The following is a 20,327-nucleotide window of genomic DNA, read 5'->3' on the forward strand; positions in this document are numbered from 1 at the left end:
AAAGTAAAGATCATTTTATTTCTAAGGTATGTTTTGAGTCTTCTAAAGCAGTACGGCAAACATAAATAAGTATGCTATGAATGATATTTCCTTGTATTAAACAAAATAGTTAAAACTACTTTGCAAGCTTGCGATCCTCTTTAATAAATTTTTTAATTTAATATTAAAGGCCTTAAAGTACACAAGGCTTAAATAATGTTAACAATGCAACAAACAACTCATTCAGTTTCGATCACCAATTTTGAATTTATTAAATCAACTTTTCCGGAACTATATCGTTTAGCAAACGAAATGGAATATTATTATTCAACCGACCATAGTTGCGCTTTACTCAAAGCTCGCTTGTTTGCTGAGGTTTGGTGCCATCAAACAGCACAGTTTTTTAATTTAAAGTTAGCTAAAAATTCAGATCTTAGTCAAAAAATAAATCAGTTAAAGCTTTTATCTACGGTTCCAACTTATATTATTGATGAGTTAAGCCTAATAAGAACAAGCACTAATCATGGGGTTCATGCATCTCAGGAGTGGGAAGGGAGTTGGCGTTCAGTTGTTAGTTGTAGTCGTACACAAGTAAAGCAAACACTAAAGGCTACTTTTGAACTAGCTCAGTTTTCTTACTTTAATTTAGCAAATGAGCTAGGAGAGCAGGCTATATGGCAAGAGCCTGTTTTAGAAAATACCGTTTCTAATGTAAACCTTGCTTTAAATGGATGCCCCCAAGCAAATTTAGCAATTGCCGAGCAAGCGTATTCGCAATTGCTTTCAATAAAAAATCAAGTATCTACTTTGAGTAATAAAACAAATAAAAAAGCGTATAACACACTAAATAAAAAAGATTTAGAGTATTGGTTATCTCGGGCGCATTCATTAAATGCTTCAGGTACGTGGCAATTATATGCACAAGCATACGAGCAAAAATTTTTAGAAGAGTCTAAAACTATAAATGCAGAGTATTGTTATAAACAGGCTATAAAAGAATGCACTACGGGTGAATCATACTTTTTATATGCTAATTATTTAAGTGTAATAGGTCAGTCTAAAAGAGCGTGGATTCTTTGTGAGGAGTCTGCAAAGCATGGTTATCATCAAGCTATTGTTGCTTTGCAGAAAAAACACTATAGATCAGATGATAGTATTTATAATCATTGGGTTAAGCAGGGGGTTGAGTATAAAGAAATTAACTCATTTACTATCGATGCTGCAAATAAACTCGAATTATGGCTAACAGATAAAGAAAACGATTTGGCAAAAAAACGAGCTCGTACGGCGTTAATTACAGCTCAAGCAACGCAAGCACCAGGGTATCAATATTTAAAAGCATTTTGTGATTACTTTGGTTACTGGGGTAAAACACCAAAATTAAATGTAGTTAGCGAGCTTATTAATACTTATAAAAATTTGCCGGGCACAGTGTATTACCAAACTCGGTTATTTAGCATATTAAAAGAACACACTGCGCACAGAGTAACCGCTATAGAGATTGGTTGTGTCGCAATAAAGTTAGAAAAAAATATAAAACTAAAAGCACAAATTCAGTTTGAAATAGCAATGTTGATGAAAGAAGAGCTAGCAAGTTGTGGCAAAGTAAAATGCAGCTTTGGGTTAAAAGCGTTAATAAAAGAGTCGGCTCAACTAGGGTATGAAAAAGCTAAACAATTTTTAAAGCTTCCTGTAGGCAAGGCACTAATGCGAGATAATTCCTTTATTAGCCAAACAACAACATTTAAACAAGTTAATCGTCAAAAGCAAAAAATAGCTAAAAAACAGGCTAAAAAAGCAAACAAAAAATAGTTATACCAAAATAGTGTTAACTTTAAATAGGTAACAACTTATTTAAAGTTAACAAAATGATGTTAAAAAATACAATATAAATTAATTAACTCAATAACATAAGCACTTCTAGTTTCACTTAAGCAGCCTTTGGGATAAGATATAACAATCTCATACGAAAGGATTCTTGATGAAACACATTCTACTTATTGTGACAGGTGCAAGCCCACAAGTATTAACCGAAACTCTTTTTGCGCTTCACCAGCAAGGTAAGCAAATTCCTGAAGAGATTTTTGTTATTACAACAAAAAGCACAAAGGTTATGCTTACTGATGGGCTATTTAAGCAAGGTCATTTAGCTAAACTAATAGCAGATTATAAACTTCCCAATATTAAACTTCCCGATGAAAATATATGGCTAATAGAAGACGATAAAGGCCAACCTATTAATGATGCTAAATCTGAAATAGAACAAACCTACATGGCCGACTTTATTACCCGTAAAGTGTTTGAACTTACTAATAAAAACGATATTAGCATTCATGCATCTATTGCTGGTGGACGCAAAACAATGGCGTTTTATTTAGGTTATGCAATGTCATTGTTAGGGCGCGAGCAAGATTCACTCAGTCATGTATTTGTGAATAACGAATTTGAATTTGTCAGAGATTTTTACTACCCAACACCTTATGACCATATTATTGATGGCAAAAATGGCACACAAGTAAACTGTATTAATGCAAAGGTAACCCTTGCCGAAATCCCATTTGTACGAATGCGCCAATCTATAGACGAAACTCTAATTGCTTCAATGCAGAGCGCATCGTTTAGTCAAACAGTAGCAAGTTTAAATTCAGCCCATAAAAAAGATTTAACCCTTGAAGTAAACGCAAAAGCAAAAACGCTCACTTTTGCAGGTATTGAAATTAAGCTTACCGCAAAAGAAACCGCCTTTTATTTATGGTTAAACCAATACAGCCAAAGTGAACATAAAAAGCTAGTTGTGGGTCGTGATTTTGAAGAGTCTTTGCGTTACAGCAAAGAATATCTCATGCTTTTACAGCAAAATAGTAGTGATTTACGTATATTCCGCGACACCTTTGGCATAGAGCCCGAAGATTTCAGAGATGGTTTATACAATGATTTGAAAGTAATGGAAAAAACCTTTGTGCAACAAACGCGCAGCCGCATAAACAATAAAATAAATAAGGTGTTACCAAACGAGCTTGCTAAAAAAGTAGCGATTGACTCTAATAACCAAAGCTTTGAAACAAGCTATTGGTTAAGTGCAGCAACAAGTAACATAAAAATAAATATAACAGCTTAATATTCTCAAGCTTGCAAACGCATAAAAATAATAACGCATGGTAAATTAGTTGATAAGGAAGTAATCAGGAATGAAGCAGTCAATGAACTTTGAACATATTCAATCTAAGTGGCCAGAGCTACACCAGTTAGCCGCTTTTGCAGAAGACTATGCGATTACCGATCCACAAAGCTCACTGGTTAAGCTGCGTTGCTTTGCCGAAAAAGTAGTAGGCTACTTATACAAAGAACTTAGCTTACCTGTTTTACCAACGTCTAACATTTTCGATAAACTCACCGCCGACGACTTTACCAGTGCCGTGCCGCGTTTAATTACCGATAAGCTCCATGCCATACGTAAAAGTGGCAACCAAGCCGCGCATGAAGGCAAAGTAGATCAACAACAAGCTATTTGGATATTAAAAGAAAGCTACTTTGTAGCCTCTTATTTGTTTATGGCTTATGCCAATGGCACGCAACAAGAATGCCCAGAGTTTAAAGCGCCTGAGCAAGCACAACCTAGCAATCAAAGCGATGCCCAGTTTGCTAAAAAGAACAAGCAACTCACTCAACAATTAGCCGAAAATCAAGCCCGTTTAAAACGCGCACTTGACGAACTAGAAGCCGCAGAGCTTGCACAAAAACAAGCGCAGCAGCAAGCTGCAAAACTAAAACAAACTATTGATGCAGAAAAGCTTACTCAGGTTAAAACCCGAAATGAGCAAATTGTTAACTCAAGCTTTAACTTTAATGAAGATGAAACTCGTAAACGTATCATCGATTTAGACCTGCGTAATGCAGGCTGGCATGTTGCACTTGACGACGAATCAACAGAAGACGTTGGCAAAGAGATAAAAGTAACAGGCCAACCTACAACAACAGGCATAGGTTATGTTGATTACGTATTATGGGATGACGATGGCAAGCCACTTGGCGTAATTGAGGCAAAACGCACCCGCGAAAATATCGAAAAAGGCCGCCAGCAAGCAACGCTTTATGCCAACGCGCTCGAAAAGCAATATGGTCAACGCCCCGTTATTTTTTATTCAAACGGCTGGGATATAAAAATTCTTGATGACGCGCAAGGTTATAACAGCCGTGGTTTATACGGTTACTACTCAAAAGATTCCCTGCAATACTTAATAAAGCAGCGCACACTTAAAAAAGAGCTAAGCACCACGCCAATAGATACCGCAGTAGCAGGGCGTTTGTATCAAATGGAAACCATAACTCGTGTGTGTGAGCGCTTTAGTGATAAACACCGCAAAGCGCTTATTGTGCAAGCAACCGGCACAGGTAAAACACGCGTATCTATTGCCCTTGCCAAACGGCTGCTCGATGCAGGTTGGGCTAAGCGCGTACTATTTTTATGTGATCGAAAAGAGCTACGTAAACAAGCGGGTAATGCCTTTACTGAACACACCAAAGAGCCAGTACACATTGTAGGCAAAAGCGCTAAAAACACCGCAGCAAGTGCGCGTGTTTTTATAGCAACCTACCCAGGCATGCTGCGTATAATGAACAAGTACGACGTAGGCCACTTTGACCTAATAGTAGCCGATGAATCGCACCGTTCAATTTATAATATTTATGGTGATATTTTTAAATACTTTGACGCGCTAGAAGTGGGCTTAACCGCCACGCCGGTTGAAATGGTATCGCGCTCAACCTGTGATTTATTTAGCTGTGATTACAAAATGCCAACAGCCAATTACCCACTTGAAGACGCCATAGAACAAGGCAACTTGGTCCCTTACAAAATTGTAAGTTACACCACACAATTTTTACGCGAAGGCATTAAAAAAGATAACCTAACCGATGAGCAAATAGCCCAACTAGAAGAGCAAGGGATTGATCCGAACGAGCTCGACTTTGACGCAAAACAAATAGACGAAGCCATTAAAAATAAAGACACCAACAGGCTAATACTACGTAACTTAATGGAAAAAGGCCTGCGCGATAAAGACGGCCAGCTACCAGGTAAAACTATTATATTTGCCCGTAACATAGCCCACGCCGAATTAATGGCGCAGCTGTTTAGCGAGCTTTACCCACAACATGGTGCTAATTTTTGCCGCGTTATTCACTCAAAGTACGAACGCGCTGAAGAGCTAATAGACGACTTTAAATCAAGCGACGAAAACAGCGTACGCATAGCCGTATCGGTCGATATGCTCGACACCGGCATAGACGTACCTGAATGTGTAAACCTCGTATTTGCAAAACCCATAAAATCAAAAGTAAAATTTTGGCAAATGATTGGCCGTGGCACACGCTTATGCGAAAACCTATATGGCCCTGGCAAGCACAAAACCCACTTTTTAATATTCGACCACTGGGCAAATTTTGAATACTTTGACGAAAACCCAGAAGAAGAAGATGTAAAACAAGCTAAATCCTTATTACAAAAGCTATTTGAAGCGCGGGTAACCCTTGCACAAACCGCCCTTAAAAAAGCCAATATGGATGTGTTTGACCAAACAATCAAATTAATACACGACGATATTTGCTTACTGCCAATGGAATCAATATCGGTGCGCGACAACTGGCAAGTAGTCGAAACCTTTAAAGACCTAAAACGCCTTAATCAGTTTATTCCTGATGATGTACAAACGTTACTAGAAGAAGTTGCGCCGCTTATGCAATGGCGTAACATAATGGGGCAAAGTGAAGCCTATAAATTTGATTCTGAGCTAACCACCATTCAAACGTTGTTACTAACCGATGCCAGCCAAATTGATTTAGCCAAGCAAAATGTAATGAACAAAGTTGAGTCGCTTCAAATGCACTTAAACGAAGTGCGTGGTAAAGCACCCGCAATAGCGGAAATACAAACCGAGCAATATTGGCAGTATTTAACCCATGCAGCGCTTGAGCAAAGCCGCATTAATTTACGCAGTATTATACACCTGCGTAATAAAGACATAACACCGCCAAAAAATGACTTTGTGCTTGATATAAAAGAAGACGCAAACCAAATACACGAAGCCGACAGGCTTACAAAAATAGTCTCTATTGATTATCAAATATACCGACAAGAGGTAGAAAAAACACTAACCCCATTATTTGAAACCGACAGCGTACTTAAAAAAATCCGCAATGGCGAACAAGTAACCGAGGCTGACTTAGCGCAATTAAGCTCGTTAGTGCATACGCAAAACCCAAGTGTTGATTTAAATACATTAAAAGAGTTTTTTCCCGAATCAACCGCGACTCTCGACAAAATATTGCGTACCATAGTAGGTATGGATAAAAACGCCATAGAGCAAAGCTTTACAACCTTTGTGCAGCAAATACACACCCATGTTAATGCCAAGCAACAGCGCTTTATTGGTATGTTAAAAAACCACCTAATTCGCCACGGCTCTATTGAAATAGCCCAGCTTTACGACGCACCTTTTACACAAATACACGACATGGGGCTCGATGGCGTATTTAGCCAGCAACAAGCCGACGTAATAGAGCAATTTATTAAGCAGTTTGATGTACAATTGGGTGATAAAAACCAATCTGTTGAAAAAGAGGTGAGATTGTAAATGGCTAATCAAGGTGTTGTTATATACCAAACTCCGGATGGTTCGTTATCTTTTGATATTCAATTTAAAGATGAATCGCTTTGGATGTCTCAAGCGCAAATGGCTGATTTATTTGGAACGAAGCGACCCGCTATTACAAAGCACTTGTCTAATATTTTTAAGACTGGTGAACTGGAGCAAGAAGTGGTTAGTTCCATTTTGGAACAAACCACTGAACACGGTGCAATAGCTGGGAAAACACAAAAATCAAAAACTAAATTTTACAATCTTGATGCTATTATTTCCGTGGGCTACCGCGTTAACTCAACCCAAGCAACGCGCTTTCGCCAATGGGCAACTAAAACATTAAAGCAGCATTTATTAAAAGGCTACACTTTAAACCAAGAGCGATTAGCACAAAATGCAACAGAGCTAGATAACGCATTACAACTCGTTAAACGTATTGCTGTTTTGCCACAAAACAGTGAGTTTGGTGCAGGGCTTGTAGATATAATTGCCAGTTACACGCAAACCTTTTTATGGCTGCAACAGTACGATGAGGGGCTACTTAATTCACCAAAAGGAGAGTTAGGCGGTGCACTTACACCACTTAATGATGCAAAAATCGCGATTTCACAGCTTAAGCAAAACCTTATAAATAAAGGTGAAGCCACTAAGTTATTTGCACAAGAGCGTAACAACGGCCTTAATGCAATTTGGGGCGCGTTAGGTCAAAGTGTATTTGGCGAGCCTGCCTACATTTAGTGATGGCAATAAACGCACCGCAGCATTTTTATTTGTTGATTTTTTAAATCGTAATCAACGCCTGTTAAATGAAAATTACCAACCAGTAATAAACGACACAGGCTTAGCGGCAATAACCTTATTAGTAGCAGAGTCAAACCCTAAAGAAAAAGACACCATTATTCGCTTAATCGAAAATTTATTAAGCCAAAATTAAATAGCACAAAACGTAGGTCGGATAAGCCAAAGCGCCATCCGACGATGTTGAATAGGCAAAGCGCCATCCGACACCATGATATAAAATTTAACCAATACAATGAGCGCAACAAACCGCTCAAAATAGGAAAACTATGATCACCGGACCTTTAAAAAGTAAAATAGACAAACTATGGGAAGAATTTTGGACAGGCGGAATAACTAACCCGCTAACCGTAGTAGAGCAAATTACTTTTTTAATGTACGCCCGTATGCTCGACATGAACGAGCAAGCCGACGAAAAACGAAGTGCGCGTACTAAGCAGCCGTTTAACCGCCGCTTTAACGACGCCGAACAACACATTCGTTGGCAAAACCTGCGCCATTTAGGGGCCGAAGAGTTATACAAACTGGTTAAAGATGAGCTGTTTCCGTTTTTTTCAAAAACCTCAGACGACGTATCGCCAGAAGGCGCGGTATTTAATGAGTTTATGAAAGACGCGCAATTAATGATTCAAAAGCAAAGCTTATTGGTAAAAGCCGTTGAAATGGTAAACGACCTACCGCTTGAAAACTCAGACACCAAAGGCGATTTGTACGAATACCTATTAAGTAAACTCACTACCGCAGGCATTAACGGCCAATTTAGAACCCCGCGCCATATTATACGCGCCATGGTCGAAATGATGGATCCAAGCACCACCAGCCAAATTTGTGACCCATCAACCGGCACCGGTGGCTTCTTGTCAGTAAGTTACGAATACCTATTACAAAAATACACATCAGCCGAGGGCATAGAGCGCGAGCCAGTGCTTGACGTAAATGGCAACGTACAATGTGATGACAGTGGCAAACCGCTGGAAAACCTACTCTACTCAGGTGATTTAATTACCCCAGAACAGCGCAGCCACATAGATACAAACATGTTCAACGGCTTTGACTTTGACGCCACCATGCTACGCGTAGCCGCCATGAACCTAGTAATGCACGGCATTAAACAACCGGGCATTCATTATCAAGATACCCTAAGCCAAAACTTTAAAGAGCATTACCCGCAAAAGGCAAAAGAAGGGTACGACATAATACTCGCCAACCCGCCATTTAAAGGCAGCCTAGACGAAGAAGACGTATGCCCTGAGTTATTACGCAAAGTAAAAACTAAAAAAACTGAGCTGCTATTTGTTGCCCTTATAGAGCGCATGTTAAAAGTGGGCGGGCAGTCGGCCACTATCGTGCCTGATGGCGTATTATTTGGCTCATCAAAAGCGCACGTTCAACTGCGCCAATTATTGGTAGACAATAACCAGCTAGAAGCGGTAATTTCACTGCCAAGTGGCGTGTTTAAACCCTACGCCGGTGTTTCAACCGCCATACTTATATTTACCAAAGGCGGCAGCACTGATCACGTCTGGTTTTACGACGTGCAAGCCGATGGCTTTAGCCTCGACGACAAACGCACCCCAATAAAAGCTAACGATTTACCAAGCTTAATCAGCGAATTTAAAGCACGCGATAAAACAGCGGCGACAAGTGATGCTAACGATAAAACCCAGAAAGCCTTTTGGGTAAGTAAAGACGACATAGCCAGCAATAAATACGACCTATCAATCAACCGCTACAAAGAAGTGGTATACGAGGAAGAAAGCTACGAACCGCCAAAAGAAATTTTAGGTAAATTAGTGAGCTTGGAAAATGAAATTCTTGACGACCTAAAAGCGTTGGAGAAAATGCTGTGAAGATCAAATTGAAAAAGTTTAAAGATTTGATTTCAAAAGAAGGCGTGTTTTCTGATGGAAACTGGATTGAAAGCAAAGATCAAAACCCAGATGGTTCAGTTCGATTAATTCAATTAGCAGATATCGGTGTGGGGAAATTCATAGATAAATCTAATCGTTTCATGACTGAAGAGCGTGCAAATGATCTAAACTGCACTTATCTTGTTGAAGGTGACATCCTTGTTGCTAGAATGCCAGATCCAATTGGTAGAGCTTGTATTTTCCCTCAAGTTCAACAGAAATGTGTAACTGTTGTAGATATTTGTATTATAAGACCTGCTTCTGATCAAATAGATACTCGTTGGTTAATGCATTTAATTAACTCTAAACATTTTAATAATCAAGTCTTACAATATGTGACTGGTACTACTCGGCAAAGGATTTCGAGAGGAAATCTAGCTAAACTGGATGTTGAAGTACCACCATTAGACGAGCAAAAGCGCATTGCCGCGATTTTAGATAAAGCCGATGCCATCCGCCGCAAACGCCAACAAGCCATTAAACTCGCCGACGACTTCCTACGCAGCGTATTCCTAGATATGTTCGGCGACCCCGTCACTAATCCAAAGGGATGGGAATTGAAGCCTCTCGCCTTTTTGTGTAGAAAGATTACAGATGGCACTCATCATTCACCGCCTATAGTTGAAAAAGGCGTGCCTTACGTAACAGCAAAACATTTGAAGAAAACAGGGTTAGAATTTCATGCTAAACCTTGGTACGTGTCGGAAGAAGAACATAAAAAAATATTCTCTAGGTGCAATCCTGAAAAAGATGATGTTCTCTACATTAAAGATGGCGCAACGACCGGCCTTGCTGCAATAAATGAATATGACTTTGAGTTCAGTATGCTTTCAAGTTTGGCTCTCTTAAAGCCAAATTTTGAATTAGTTAACTCAGAGTTTTTATGCATGTTTTTGAATCATCCAAGAACAAAATTAGTTTTAACTGCGAATATGGCAGGTGCAGCTATTACAAGACTCACATTAGCGAAAATCAAAGATGTACAAGTACCTTTACCCGACATAAATACTCAGGAAAAGTTCAAAGAAGTATATCTCTCTGTAAGGGCTCTTTCAAATAAGGTTAAAGCAAGTGATGGATTGAGTGAGCAAGAATTTAACTCATTAAGCCAAAAAGCCTTTGCTGGCGAACTATAACGCTATTTATAAAAATAAGAACAAGGACGTTATATGACAGAGCGTGAATTAAATAACAACATAATCAAAAGCCAGCTTACAAAACAAGCTGCTTACTTCACGCGTAAGGATAAATAAAAATGCAGGCGTAAATAAAACGCATGAACGAAGTGGGCGATACGGTATTTTTAACACCCACGCCATTACTCAGCTACGAGAAATTGGTATTAAAAAGCTTAGGCTCAAATACCTACCGTGGCTTTCATCGTAAAAATAATAATTGTTTAGGTGCATCACATACCTTTAGAGATGTGTTAACTAAAAAGAAGTGCGGATTCAATTCTGAAGAGCATAGCGTTAGTGATTATATCAACGGATATTACAACGACGTTAGACCGCATCATTATGATGCCGCTTTAGCGCGAAATGAACCTGGGGTTAGATACAAGGGGTATAAAACTGTGGCCAAATTTTATTGACCACGGACAGAGTATTTATACACATTAATGAATTAAAAAATTGAACTTGTGAGGTTAAAGGGATTTGATCAAATTATTAAGGTTTATTTTCAATGTTATTATCGACAATGGAGTTGGTAATACAAATAAAGTCGATTCAAAAAATATACTATTAGTGAGGTGGGATGGAAAGGTTGGAGATTCTATAGTTTCTTCTTTATTAGCCCAATCTTTACAAAATGATCCCACTAAGAACTTGTATGTTGTAACAACAAAAGCCTTATCGAATTATTATATTGAACATTTGAAGCTAAATGATGAACAAGTTTTTACCATAGAAAAGAAGCTGTCGTTAAGAGATATTTACAAGTTGAAAGGGTTTTTACCTAAAATTGACACTGTAGTCCACCCAATTGGGTATTTCCGATTTTATGACTTAATGATGGCTCTGCTTTTGAAGCCTCAGAATGTTTTCGCTTTAGACGATAAGCAAAAGCTTGTTAACTTTAAGCTCGGTCAATTAACTAGGGGAATGAACTTTAACGATAAGTATCAATATATCTCCAGTCTACTTACTGAATATGTAGTTGAGAGTTACTTTATCCCACAAACAAAAAACAACAAAAAAATATCAAAAGACACTATTATTTTTAACCCTTTTGGCAGTAAAAAATATCGAACATTCAGTTTCACAAAGTCTGTAGAGCTATTAAATAAAATTAGCGATGCTTTTCCTGCTAAGAAAATTGTTGTTATTTACTCGCCATCAACAAAGGTTATTGCAGATAAAATAATAAAAGAAGTGAATCGAAGAGAAGTAATTTGTGCCGAAGATATTGTTACAATATATGATGCAATTGAGTATATATCTGGTGCTAGCTTAATCATATCTGTTGATACAGCTATTGTGCATATAGCTGAAGGGCTTAATAAAAATATCGTTAGCATTTATCCTCAACTGCCACACAGAGGTAACCCCTGGGTGCCCCCTAGCAGACCGAATTCAAAAGTCATTTTTGGTTCCCGAAATATAGATAACTATTTTGACGACTTTTCAGTTGTTGACGTTTTGGAATCAGTTAAAGAGATATTATAAGTTAAGGAAAAGTAGTACATGAAATTAGATAACCACCTTTTATATATTGATATCACTCAGGTATGTGATATTGGGTGTTCATTTTGTATGTATACAGATAAACACTCTAGGGAAAATATGATACTAACTGAGGTTGCAAGAGAAAACCTTAGTGCGTTGATAAATGATAAAGAGGTCAAAAGAGTTTCCATAAGTGGAGAAGGGGAACCTATTTATAACTTGAAAGTATTTAAAGAGATACTAAAACTTTCGAGCGGTGGTGTTGCTTTTGAATTTATTACAAGTGGTTTCGTAAATCATGAAAGACTATTAAAAATATACAATGAAATTTCTGATATTATCCAATCAAATGGAGATAGCTGCAATATCCGGTTGAGTTCAGATTCTTATCATGTGGATAAGATTCCTAACAGACCGCACGGCTTTAGTATTCAGCATTTTATTAAATTTAATAGTGAATTTATGTCTCTATCATTTAGATCAATTGATATTGATAAAGAGTTTACAAGAGGGTTTTTAAAAGAACAGTCACAATTGTTTGGGTTTGAGAGTAAGGTCGTTAGCGAAGGAAAATTAGAAGACACTCTTATTGTGGATGGTTTTGAGTTTAAGGTTGATTATAAAAACCTCGTTAAACCAACTTTCTTATTGGATAAAAACTATATTGATATATATGAATATATAGATGAATTGGAAAAGCGTTATTTTAAGCCATTTACCCTTGGAAGTATGAATAAATACCCAAGTTCTAACGGGTTAGATATTACAATAAAACCTAATGGAGACGTGTTTTTATATGGGATTGAATGCTTTAAGTTGGGTAATATACACGACGAAACTATATCTGTTAGCATTCTAAAAGAAAAATTTAACACTGAAAATCTCATAAAAAAATTATACTCGATACCTTTTAAGCTCATTTTGGATGAGCTTTGCAAAGATAAGAACACTAAGTTATTAATTGAAAAGGTAAATAACCCTTATTGGATAATAAAAGAATTAAATAATGACAGGAGGAAAATAATAGAGGGAGTTGTAGGTTGATAGACTCTCATACACATACAAAATATTCAAAACATGCGACAGGCTCAGTCACTGAGCTAGTTGAAGCAGCAATATCGAATGGTATTAAAATCTTAACAATAACAGACCATGCCCCATTTTTGATTGATACAAATAACCGGCTGCTTGAGTCAGAACTAGATTCATATGCAAAAGATGTCCTATTGGCTCAACAAGCATACAAAGGACATATAAAAATTTTATACGGTATGGAGTTTGATTATTCAGTTGGGCACTCAAATTATGTTGAGAAATTAATGAGGAACTTAGATTTGGATTTTGCTATCGGATCTATACATTATATTGAAACTGTAAACGGGCGCGTTAACAATTGGGATATTAATAAGTTAAATACGGAAGAATATTGTGAGCTTTATTTTGAGGGTCTTGAAGACCTTATACACAGTAACCTCTTTAATTCTTTGGGTCACGTAGACTCGATTTTAAGGGGAGGGGTAAGTGAACGATATTTTTGGAGTAGTTTAAAGAAATTAATTCCAAAAATTAAGGCGGCAAACCTATCATATGAAGTTAATTGCTCCGGTATGTTTAAATCAATGATTTGCCATAAAACGGGTGAACCTATTAAGAACAGAGTTGCCTTTCCAAATTTTAATGTCATAAAAATGTTAGCTGATTTAGGTATGGACTTCACAATAGGCTCAGATGCTCACAAACCAGAGCATGTAGGTCGAGGAATAAAGAATGCGGTTAAAGAGCTTCGAAATATAGGGGTTAATTCTCTTTGTTATTATGAGAGAGGCAAAAAAAATGAAGTAAATATAAAGGAGCTTTGTGAGTATGATGTTCCCATTCGAAAATAGCTCTAAAGAATTTCGCCTTATAAAAGCAATTAGTGGATTAGAACCAGAAAATGCAGGTTTTATAAATGCTATTTCTAATGCTCTCGATATGACACAGGAAGAGTGCAAGAAAGAATCTGGATTACTTAAGTTATATAGGAATATCAAACAACATTCTGAGATTCCAAGTTTAAACTTGCAACTAAAAAAGTTAGAAAGATTTCTTCTATCAAATGAAATCTTAAATATAGAACAGCTTAAATCACTTTCTAAAGTTATTTGTAACTTTGACATGTCTCAAAATAATCATGGTGATTTCGTTTCGTATAAAGGAGATTGCCTTAAAAGTATAGCTAATAAATATAGCTTAGCTAAACATGGAAGTTATATAGAAATTCAGTTTTTCGCAGAACAGCTATCCAACTTATTTATTCGAGAGTTGATGAAAGAAAGTGGGCATTGGAAAAAGTTATTCTTAAAAGCGAAGGAAAATAAAGAGTATGTTGTACTTTTTGTGCCCGGTTCTAGGAACATAGATTCTACATCGAATTTAACATTTGAACTTGCACTTAAAAATATCAATATTTACTTAAGCAGGAATTCATATCCAACTATTGCAAATGTTAAGATTCCAAGAATAGACCCACCGTGTGAAAATTACGCCAGTTTGAGTTTAGTTGAGAGGGAAGAGGTTTCTAAAATTCAGGATCATATTTTACCTAGTGAAAACTTTTATAATGGTAGAAAAATAAACGTAATTTTTGGTGATGATGTCTTAATTACAGGTGCTACTGCCGATAAAGTGTATTTGGATTGTATGAACAAGGGAGCAATTTCGTTTCAGTCTATTTACTCTGTACTTATTGATCCTTTAGTTGCTAATACTGACCCCGCAGTTGAAAGTAAGCTTAATAATAGTGTCATTTCAGGTAAGCTTGATGACTCTGCTCTCTATGCTTTTTCTCACTCTAAATTTTTACCAGTCATGAAGTCTTTTGCTATTTTACTAAAAGCTGAAAACACCAATGACTTGAAGAGTTTTTTATTAAAAATACCAGAAGATAGCGTTAAAAAACTATTTGTTTACGCAATGTCTAACGGTTACTTAAATGAAAATAAATATAGAAGTGCTATGAAAATTTTGGATGAGTACGTCGTAGAAAAAGGATGGTTTTCGTTTGCAGTTTAAAAAATATGTTTTTTTATATTGGCATTCAGGAGAACTGAGTTTACCAACTTTACTCAAAGCAAATTTAAAAAACATCAGACATAGATTAAATGGGAGTGGTTGGAAAGTAATATTACTCTCCCGAAATAGCTCAGAAGAAAACTTCATCGGAAATTGGATTGACTTGCACCAATGCATCGACTCAATACCTCAAAAAAGAATTGAGACTTCAGGTAACGAAGCTTTAATTGGAGATGTTATAAGGCTAAGCTTACTTTTGAAATATGGGGGGGCCTATTTTGATATAAGTACAATATTACTTCGTAACTCTATAGATGAGGTTTCATTGTACAAAAGGTTTATAGGTAATAAAAACGCCACTTTTGCAGGTTATAGTAACGTAACATTCACCAATAAGGTAAATGGAACTCCAGCATTCAGGAACGCTATAGACGGTATTGAACTAGGAGCACTGTTTGCTGAGAAAGGCTCTAGCTTTTTAGAAGTTTATTTGAAAGAAATCTATAAATATTGGGAGTGGAAAAAAGAACGCTACGACTATCGAAATTACCCCGACTTTAAAAAATACCATTTAAATAGTAAAAGCTTTTCAAATGAATATCATGTTCACTATAGCATTTATCATTTGATGATCTATAAGTACCCTGAGCTTCAGATTCAAATCGAGTCACAGAGTATTCATATGATAGGAAAAGAAGAATCAATACTACACGGTCCATATGCTTTTACGGACTTGTTTGCTAGAGAAGATGGTTATTCTACAGCTTCAACTGAAAAGCTATTACAGGCATTTACCGATGAAGTAGTTTGTGATTATAAGGGGAATGAGTTAACTCTTAATTATAGGAAAAGCATATTGGAAAAAATGGATTTAATCATTATACCTAGTTATTTAAGAAAGAGCATAGAACAAAAACTCGAGGGGCTTTCCTGTCCAACAGAGTTAGGTGGATGTTTCGACTGTTTATATATCTTCAGCTAAGTGTAGCGATTATTGAGTTATTGCCTATCCCTCTGCACGCGAGTGCAATCAGAAATTAGCTCAACAAATGTTACTGTTGGTAAGAGTAATACCATCAATTTCAGTGATTACAAAAAAGACTAAAATCAACTCAATTAAGTTTTTACAAGCTTGTGAAAACTAATCCTATCATTCGCTTTGCTATCATAGTTTACGAAATAAGAAATTGGTTATATTTTGTAAACTATGCTAATCATCTAAAAAATAAGTGCTTTTTATATAATTGGCTTGAAATATATAATTTAGAATGTACTATTAAGCTTAGGTTCATGGGCTTATGTTCTTGAGATTAATTAATCCTAAATTATTAATTTTAGATAGATAACGGCTTGTAACCTTTACACTCAAAGGACATGCATTTAGCTGAATTTGTGCACTATTTAAGGATGATAATGGCTAGCATATTAGAAAGTTTCAAAAAGGTTTTATCTGTAGCAGATAAACTATTTATAAATTATGTTTTAAAAGCTTTTAAAACTAAGCCTCTTAATAAAATGGCTATTCCAAGATTAGCAAAAAACACCACTCTTGTTACTGCGAATAAGCATTTTTACATACTCAAGTTAAAGCCAACTAAACAAAGCGTTAGCTCAAATTATATTGAGCTGAACAACGCTTGTCGTACCTAATTCTAAATATAAAAACGTTTTAAAAACGCAAAAATTAATTTATTGCGGACATATTAATTTCAAGCCGAAAATATTACCTTATCGTAAAATATAGGAAGAATAATGGATACAAAAAGAATTACGCAGTGGACGCTATCTAGCAAAGATGCTCAACAAATAGGTGTTGATGCTTCATTTGAAAAAAGGATTATAGCTTAGACAAAACAACCAAAAAAATTACTGCTTTAGTTAATGGTGTAGCTGCCATAGATAAAAATAAGCGATTAGTATTTTTTTTAATAATGAATAATCTTCGCTTACGATTTTAATTAGAACACCTGTACTTTTAAAGCACAAGCAGGTGCTTTCATCAATAAACCTACAAGGAAAGCTTATGACGACCAAGAATTCAAGACACTCAGTAGATCTGAATGTGTTGCAGAAACAGGTAAAAGATACATTGGCGAAAAAGGAGGGCAAAGATAAACCTGTGATCGCTGTTTGGGGGATGATGAATGCAGGTAAAAGCTATTTACTCAACATGCTTACCCAGCACTATAGCGCAGAGTATTTTCCTACTAATGATATTCGAGAGACCGCTAAAATAAGGCAGTTTGAAGGAGAGGCTTATATTTTCCTTGATACACCCGGTTTGGATGCTAATGATGCTGATGATCAGGTTGCGATGGATGGTGCTGCTAAAGCAGATGTTGTGTTATTTGTGCATCAACCCCGGGGTGAACTGGAAAAAATTGAACTTGATTTTCTCAAAAACTTAAAAGAATCATTTGGTTTCTATGCCCAGGAGAATATTGTTCTCGTGATTAGTAAAACTGATGTAGAAAGCTTAGATAAAATTGAACAGATTGAACAAAAAGTGCTTGAGCAATGTAATCAATACTTGGGGTTTACCCCTGCTAGTTTCCTCATTTCTGGGACTCGGTTTCACAAAGGTATTCAACAACATAAAGAAGGGTTGGTTAAAGCTAGTCATTTAGAAAAGTTGAAGCAGCACATTGAAACTTTGGGGATTGATATTAGCGTTCTTCGTGAAGAAAAAGTGCGACAGATACAGAATACTTTGTTAACAAATATCTCGGTCGCCGAAGGCGCACTCAATGATGAAAAACAGCAATTAGAAGATAATCTTCATCAAGACTTTATCAGCTTTGATGCAGCCATGCTCTCGTTAGATTTGAGCATGACAATGAAAAGAGCTGAATACCTTAATGAAACAATACGTGGAGAATAGAATATGGCATTACCTTGGTTGATTGGAGCTGGAGTTATTGCACTTGGAGCTGCAGCTGTTTCTGCGTTTAGTGACGATAGTAGTAGTTCTGGGAATGGTGGAGATGGTGACGAAGAGCGTCGTCGTAGAGAGCGTGCTGAGCAAGAGCGAAAGGCGCGTGCGCACAAAGAAAAATTGGAAAGTATGAAAGAGGAATTTGCTCAAGAAGGAATGCAAAGGTTTATCGACCTACAAGAAAGTTTAGATGGGCAAATAAAAGTAACCTTGCTTTGTGATAAACCATTTAAAGCGACTTTGGATAAGGATGAGGAACAATATAATCCGGATATTCCGAGCTATGTTGAGGTTTGTGAACTTCAGTTTTTATCTAAAGAAACGCAGGATCATTTGGTTAGATTCGAGCTTTTATATGATGTGGAACTAGAACCAGAAAAAAAGTTAATGCGGGTTCCTGTCAGGTTAAAAGAGATTGATCTTAAGCTAGCTAAATTAAAAGAGTTACGCAAAATGCTAACCACTTCTAAAAATAGGTAAATAGGGTAAATACAAAATGTCAGATGTAATTTTACGTGAAAATCTATTGAGCTCATTCTTAGTATTACAAGAGTCTTTTAAGGAGTCTTTGGATGATGCTAAAAAGTTGGATAAACAGTTTCAGAAAATTCAAAAAGACTTTTCGGTGAGAATGGCATCATGCATCAGGCAAGCAAAGAAATCTCTACCAGATGAGAATCCTCTAAGTAATCAAATGGATAGCATATTATCTGCTATCACCGCTACAGATAAAGCGTGGCAAGATAATTTAACTTCATATGATAAAGGGCTTAATTTTCGTCAGAATTTTCAAGACTCTTTATTGGTATTTGTTTTTGGGAAGGTCAAATCAGGGAAGAGCTCTTTAGGTAATTATATGGCTTGGGGGAATACAGATCCTTCGACAATATTGAAAACTCCTGAATCAACATTTTACCAGCCTGAGTATTTCACAGAGGTAAATACCAACGTTGCAAATGGTGATACTCATGATGAGGCTAAGCTCAATCGTGAGTTTAGGGTGGGAGCGACAGAAGCGACGAGTTCTATTCAAGGTTTTCGCTTACCTGGTTTAACTTGGGTGGATTCACCCGGTTTGCATTCTGTTAATGATATTAACGGTCAATTGGCGCAAGAATATGTAGATCATGCAGATTTAATCCTCTACACCATGAGCTCAGATGCTCCAGGTCGTGCGAGTGATATAGAGGAAATTAAGGAGCTAACAAATAAGGGAAAAGAAATACTTATTCTAATTACCGGAAGTGATTTTAATGATGAATTTTGGGATGATGAGCTAAATGATTTAGTTGTCAAAGTTAAAATGAAGACAGATGGAAACCAACAGAAGCAGCGAGAATATATTAAAAATGAATTAAAGGTTGTTAATAGTAGAGATATTCTTTCAGTTTCTGCTCGGTATGCTCAAGAACACTCAGACGAACTTAATGAAATGGAGAGTAGTGGTATTACTCAACTATTTAGCCGTCTACGTAGTATATCACAAAACCAAGGTTTACAGATAAAACGCGCTGTTCCAATGACGAATTTCAATAAGTTTTTGAGTAAGTGTCAAAAAGAATTACACCCTTATAAAAAATTAACAGAAGATTTAAATGCAGAAATTAGCAAATTAGAACGCTCTGTTCCAATGATTATGAGTAGACATGCTCGAGAAGCTCAGCAAGAGATGTCCGCCTTAATTAGCAGCACTTTTGACTTGCTAGCAAATCATCGTGATGATGATGAAAAAATGAACCAAGAGTTGAGGGAAGCCAGGCGTGGTTGGAATGATAAACTTCAACAAATAATTGGCACTGCTTTAGAGAGTGGACTAGTGGATATATCCAATAATTTAAAACAAGCTGCAGATAAGACTTGGTATACCGCATCACTTGAATTACCAGGTTTCTCAATAGAGAAAGTCACTGAGAAAATTTCTATAGGGCACGTGCCAGGTACTAAAAATCGTAATAGTGGGTGGGGAGGGCTAAGCGGAACTGTAGTGGGAGGAGTTGTTGGTTTTTTCATTGGTGGTCCTCCAGGTGCTGTTTTAGGGTCATCGTTGGGAGGAGGCGTCGGTGGTTTGGCTGGTAGTGCAATTGGTGATGATGCAAAATTAAAAACAAAAGATATAGAGATAAATGTTGGCGATAACTTAGAATCACTTAAAAAACAGGTACGCGATGAGTATTTGAGAGTTATAGAAACGGTGATTAAAGATGAATCAGAAAAAATGCTTAAAGATGTACTGGCTGATATGAAAAATGTAACCAGACAGATTACAAATGAGCTGAGTAGGGTTAATGAAGGGGTAAAAAACTTGAAAGCATTATCGTTACAAAATAATAGAAGAGGTATATAA

17 protein-coding genes are annotated in these 20,327 nt (G+C 36.7%); all 17 read left to right on the top strand.

Annotated features, from left to right (window positions below; translation table 11 throughout):
* Positions 1 to 195 precede the first annotated feature (195 nt).
* The 17 genes from AAEZ18_RS09695 to AAEZ18_RS09775 all read left to right on the top strand — a co-directional run bounded on the left by AAEZ18_RS09695 (position 196) and on the right by AAEZ18_RS09775 (position 20,327).
* A complete protein-coding gene (locus AAEZ18_RS09695) occupies positions 196 to 1,791 on the top strand; it encodes a hypothetical protein (RefSeq protein ID WP_350594623.1) in 1,596 nt (531 codons plus the stop codon).
* A gap of 169 nt (positions 1,792 to 1,960) precedes the next feature.
* A complete protein-coding gene (gene csm6 / locus AAEZ18_RS09700; RefSeq protein ID WP_350594621.1) occupies positions 1,961 to 3,097 on the top strand; it encodes a CRISPR-associated ring nuclease Csm6 in 1,137 nt (378 codons plus the stop codon).
* A 70-nt stretch (positions 3,098 to 3,167) separates the two neighbouring features.
* A complete protein-coding gene (locus tag AAEZ18_RS09705) occupies positions 3,168 to 6,611 on the top strand; it encodes a type I restriction endonuclease subunit R (RefSeq protein WP_350594619.1) in 3,444 nt (1,147 codons plus the stop codon).
* On the top strand, positions 6,612 to 7,355 hold the full coding sequence (locus tag AAEZ18_RS09710; protein WP_350594617.1) for a virulence RhuM family protein: 744 nt from the start codon (positions 6,612 to 6,614) through the stop codon (positions 7,353 to 7,355).
* Positions 7,333 to 7,551 carry a hypothetical protein gene (locus tag AAEZ18_RS09715; protein ID WP_350594615.1) on the top strand — a complete coding sequence of 73 codons (219 nt, stop codon included), beginning with the start codon at positions 7,333 to 7,335 and terminating at the stop codon, positions 7,549 to 7,551. The genes AAEZ18_RS09710 and AAEZ18_RS09715 overlap by 23 nt, the downstream gene beginning before the upstream one ends.
* A 133-nt stretch (positions 7,552 to 7,684) precedes the next feature.
* Positions 7,685 to 9,265 carry a type I restriction-modification system subunit M gene (locus AAEZ18_RS09720; RefSeq protein WP_350594613.1) on the top strand — a complete coding sequence of 527 codons (1,581 nt, stop codon included), beginning with the start codon at positions 7,685 to 7,687 and terminating at the stop codon, positions 9,263 to 9,265.
* Complete coding sequence (locus AAEZ18_RS09725) at positions 9,262 to 10,461, top strand: restriction endonuclease subunit S (RefSeq protein ID WP_350594611.1); 1,200 nt, start codon at positions 9,262 to 9,264, stop codon at positions 10,459 to 10,461. The genes AAEZ18_RS09720 and AAEZ18_RS09725 overlap by 4 nt, the downstream gene beginning before the upstream one ends.
* Positions 10,462 to 10,601: 140 nt before the next feature.
* Positions 10,602 to 10,919, top strand: coding sequence for a hypothetical protein (locus AAEZ18_RS09730; protein WP_350594608.1), 318 nt, complete (start codon positions 10,602 to 10,604; stop codon positions 10,917 to 10,919).
* A 64-nt stretch (positions 10,920 to 10,983) separates the two neighbouring features.
* Positions 10,984 to 11,994 carry a glycosyltransferase family 9 protein gene (locus AAEZ18_RS09735; RefSeq protein WP_350594606.1) on the top strand — a complete coding sequence of 337 codons (1,011 nt, stop codon included), beginning with the start codon at positions 10,984 to 10,986 and terminating at the stop codon, positions 11,992 to 11,994.
* 18 nt (positions 11,995 to 12,012) lie between these two features.
* On the top strand, positions 12,013 to 13,038 hold the full coding sequence (locus tag AAEZ18_RS09740; protein ID WP_350594605.1) for a radical SAM protein: 1,026 nt from the start codon (positions 12,013 to 12,015) through the stop codon (positions 13,036 to 13,038).
* Positions 13,035 to 13,880 (top strand): histidinol-phosphatase, encoded by an 846-nt coding sequence (locus AAEZ18_RS09745; protein WP_350594603.1) that lies wholly within the window; start codon positions 13,035 to 13,037, stop codon positions 13,878 to 13,880. Before AAEZ18_RS09740 ends, AAEZ18_RS09745 begins: the two co-directional genes overlap by 4 nt.
* Positions 13,858 to 15,048 carry a phosphoribosyltransferase family protein gene (locus AAEZ18_RS09750; protein WP_350594601.1) on the top strand — a complete coding sequence of 397 codons (1,191 nt, stop codon included), beginning with the start codon at positions 13,858 to 13,860 and terminating at the stop codon, positions 15,046 to 15,048. The genes AAEZ18_RS09745 and AAEZ18_RS09750 overlap by 23 nt, the downstream gene beginning before the upstream one ends.
* The gene (locus AAEZ18_RS09755) at positions 15,038 to 16,030 is read left to right on the top strand and encodes a capsular polysaccharide synthesis protein (RefSeq protein WP_350594599.1); all 993 of its coding nucleotides are present in this window, start codon (positions 15,038 to 15,040) and stop codon (positions 16,028 to 16,030) included. Before AAEZ18_RS09750 ends, AAEZ18_RS09755 begins: the two co-directional genes overlap by 11 nt.
* Before the next feature lie 431 nt (positions 16,031 to 16,461).
* The gene (locus tag AAEZ18_RS09760) at positions 16,462 to 16,698 is read left to right on the top strand and encodes a hypothetical protein (protein WP_350594597.1); all 237 of its coding nucleotides are present in this window, start codon (positions 16,462 to 16,464) and stop codon (positions 16,696 to 16,698) included.
* A 373-nt stretch (positions 16,699 to 17,071) separates the two neighbouring features.
* A complete protein-coding gene (locus AAEZ18_RS09765; protein ID WP_350594595.1) occupies positions 17,072 to 17,929 on the top strand; it encodes a GTPase in 858 nt (285 codons plus the stop codon).
* Positions 17,930 to 17,932: 3 nt separating this feature from the next.
* The gene (locus AAEZ18_RS09770; RefSeq protein WP_350594594.1) at positions 17,933 to 18,463 is read left to right on the top strand and encodes a hypothetical protein; all 531 of its coding nucleotides are present in this window, start codon (positions 17,933 to 17,935) and stop codon (positions 18,461 to 18,463) included.
* Between the two features lie 16 nt (positions 18,464 to 18,479).
* Positions 18,480 to 20,327, top strand: coding sequence for a dynamin family protein (locus AAEZ18_RS09775; protein WP_350594591.1), 1,848 nt, complete (start codon positions 18,480 to 18,482; stop codon positions 20,325 to 20,327).

Origin of the sequence: Pseudoalteromonas sp. 19-MNA-CIBAN-0066, assembly GCF_040308705.1 — a bacterium.
Taxonomy (GTDB): domain Bacteria; phylum Pseudomonadota; class Gammaproteobacteria; order Enterobacterales; family Alteromonadaceae; genus Pseudoalteromonas; species Pseudoalteromonas nigrifaciens.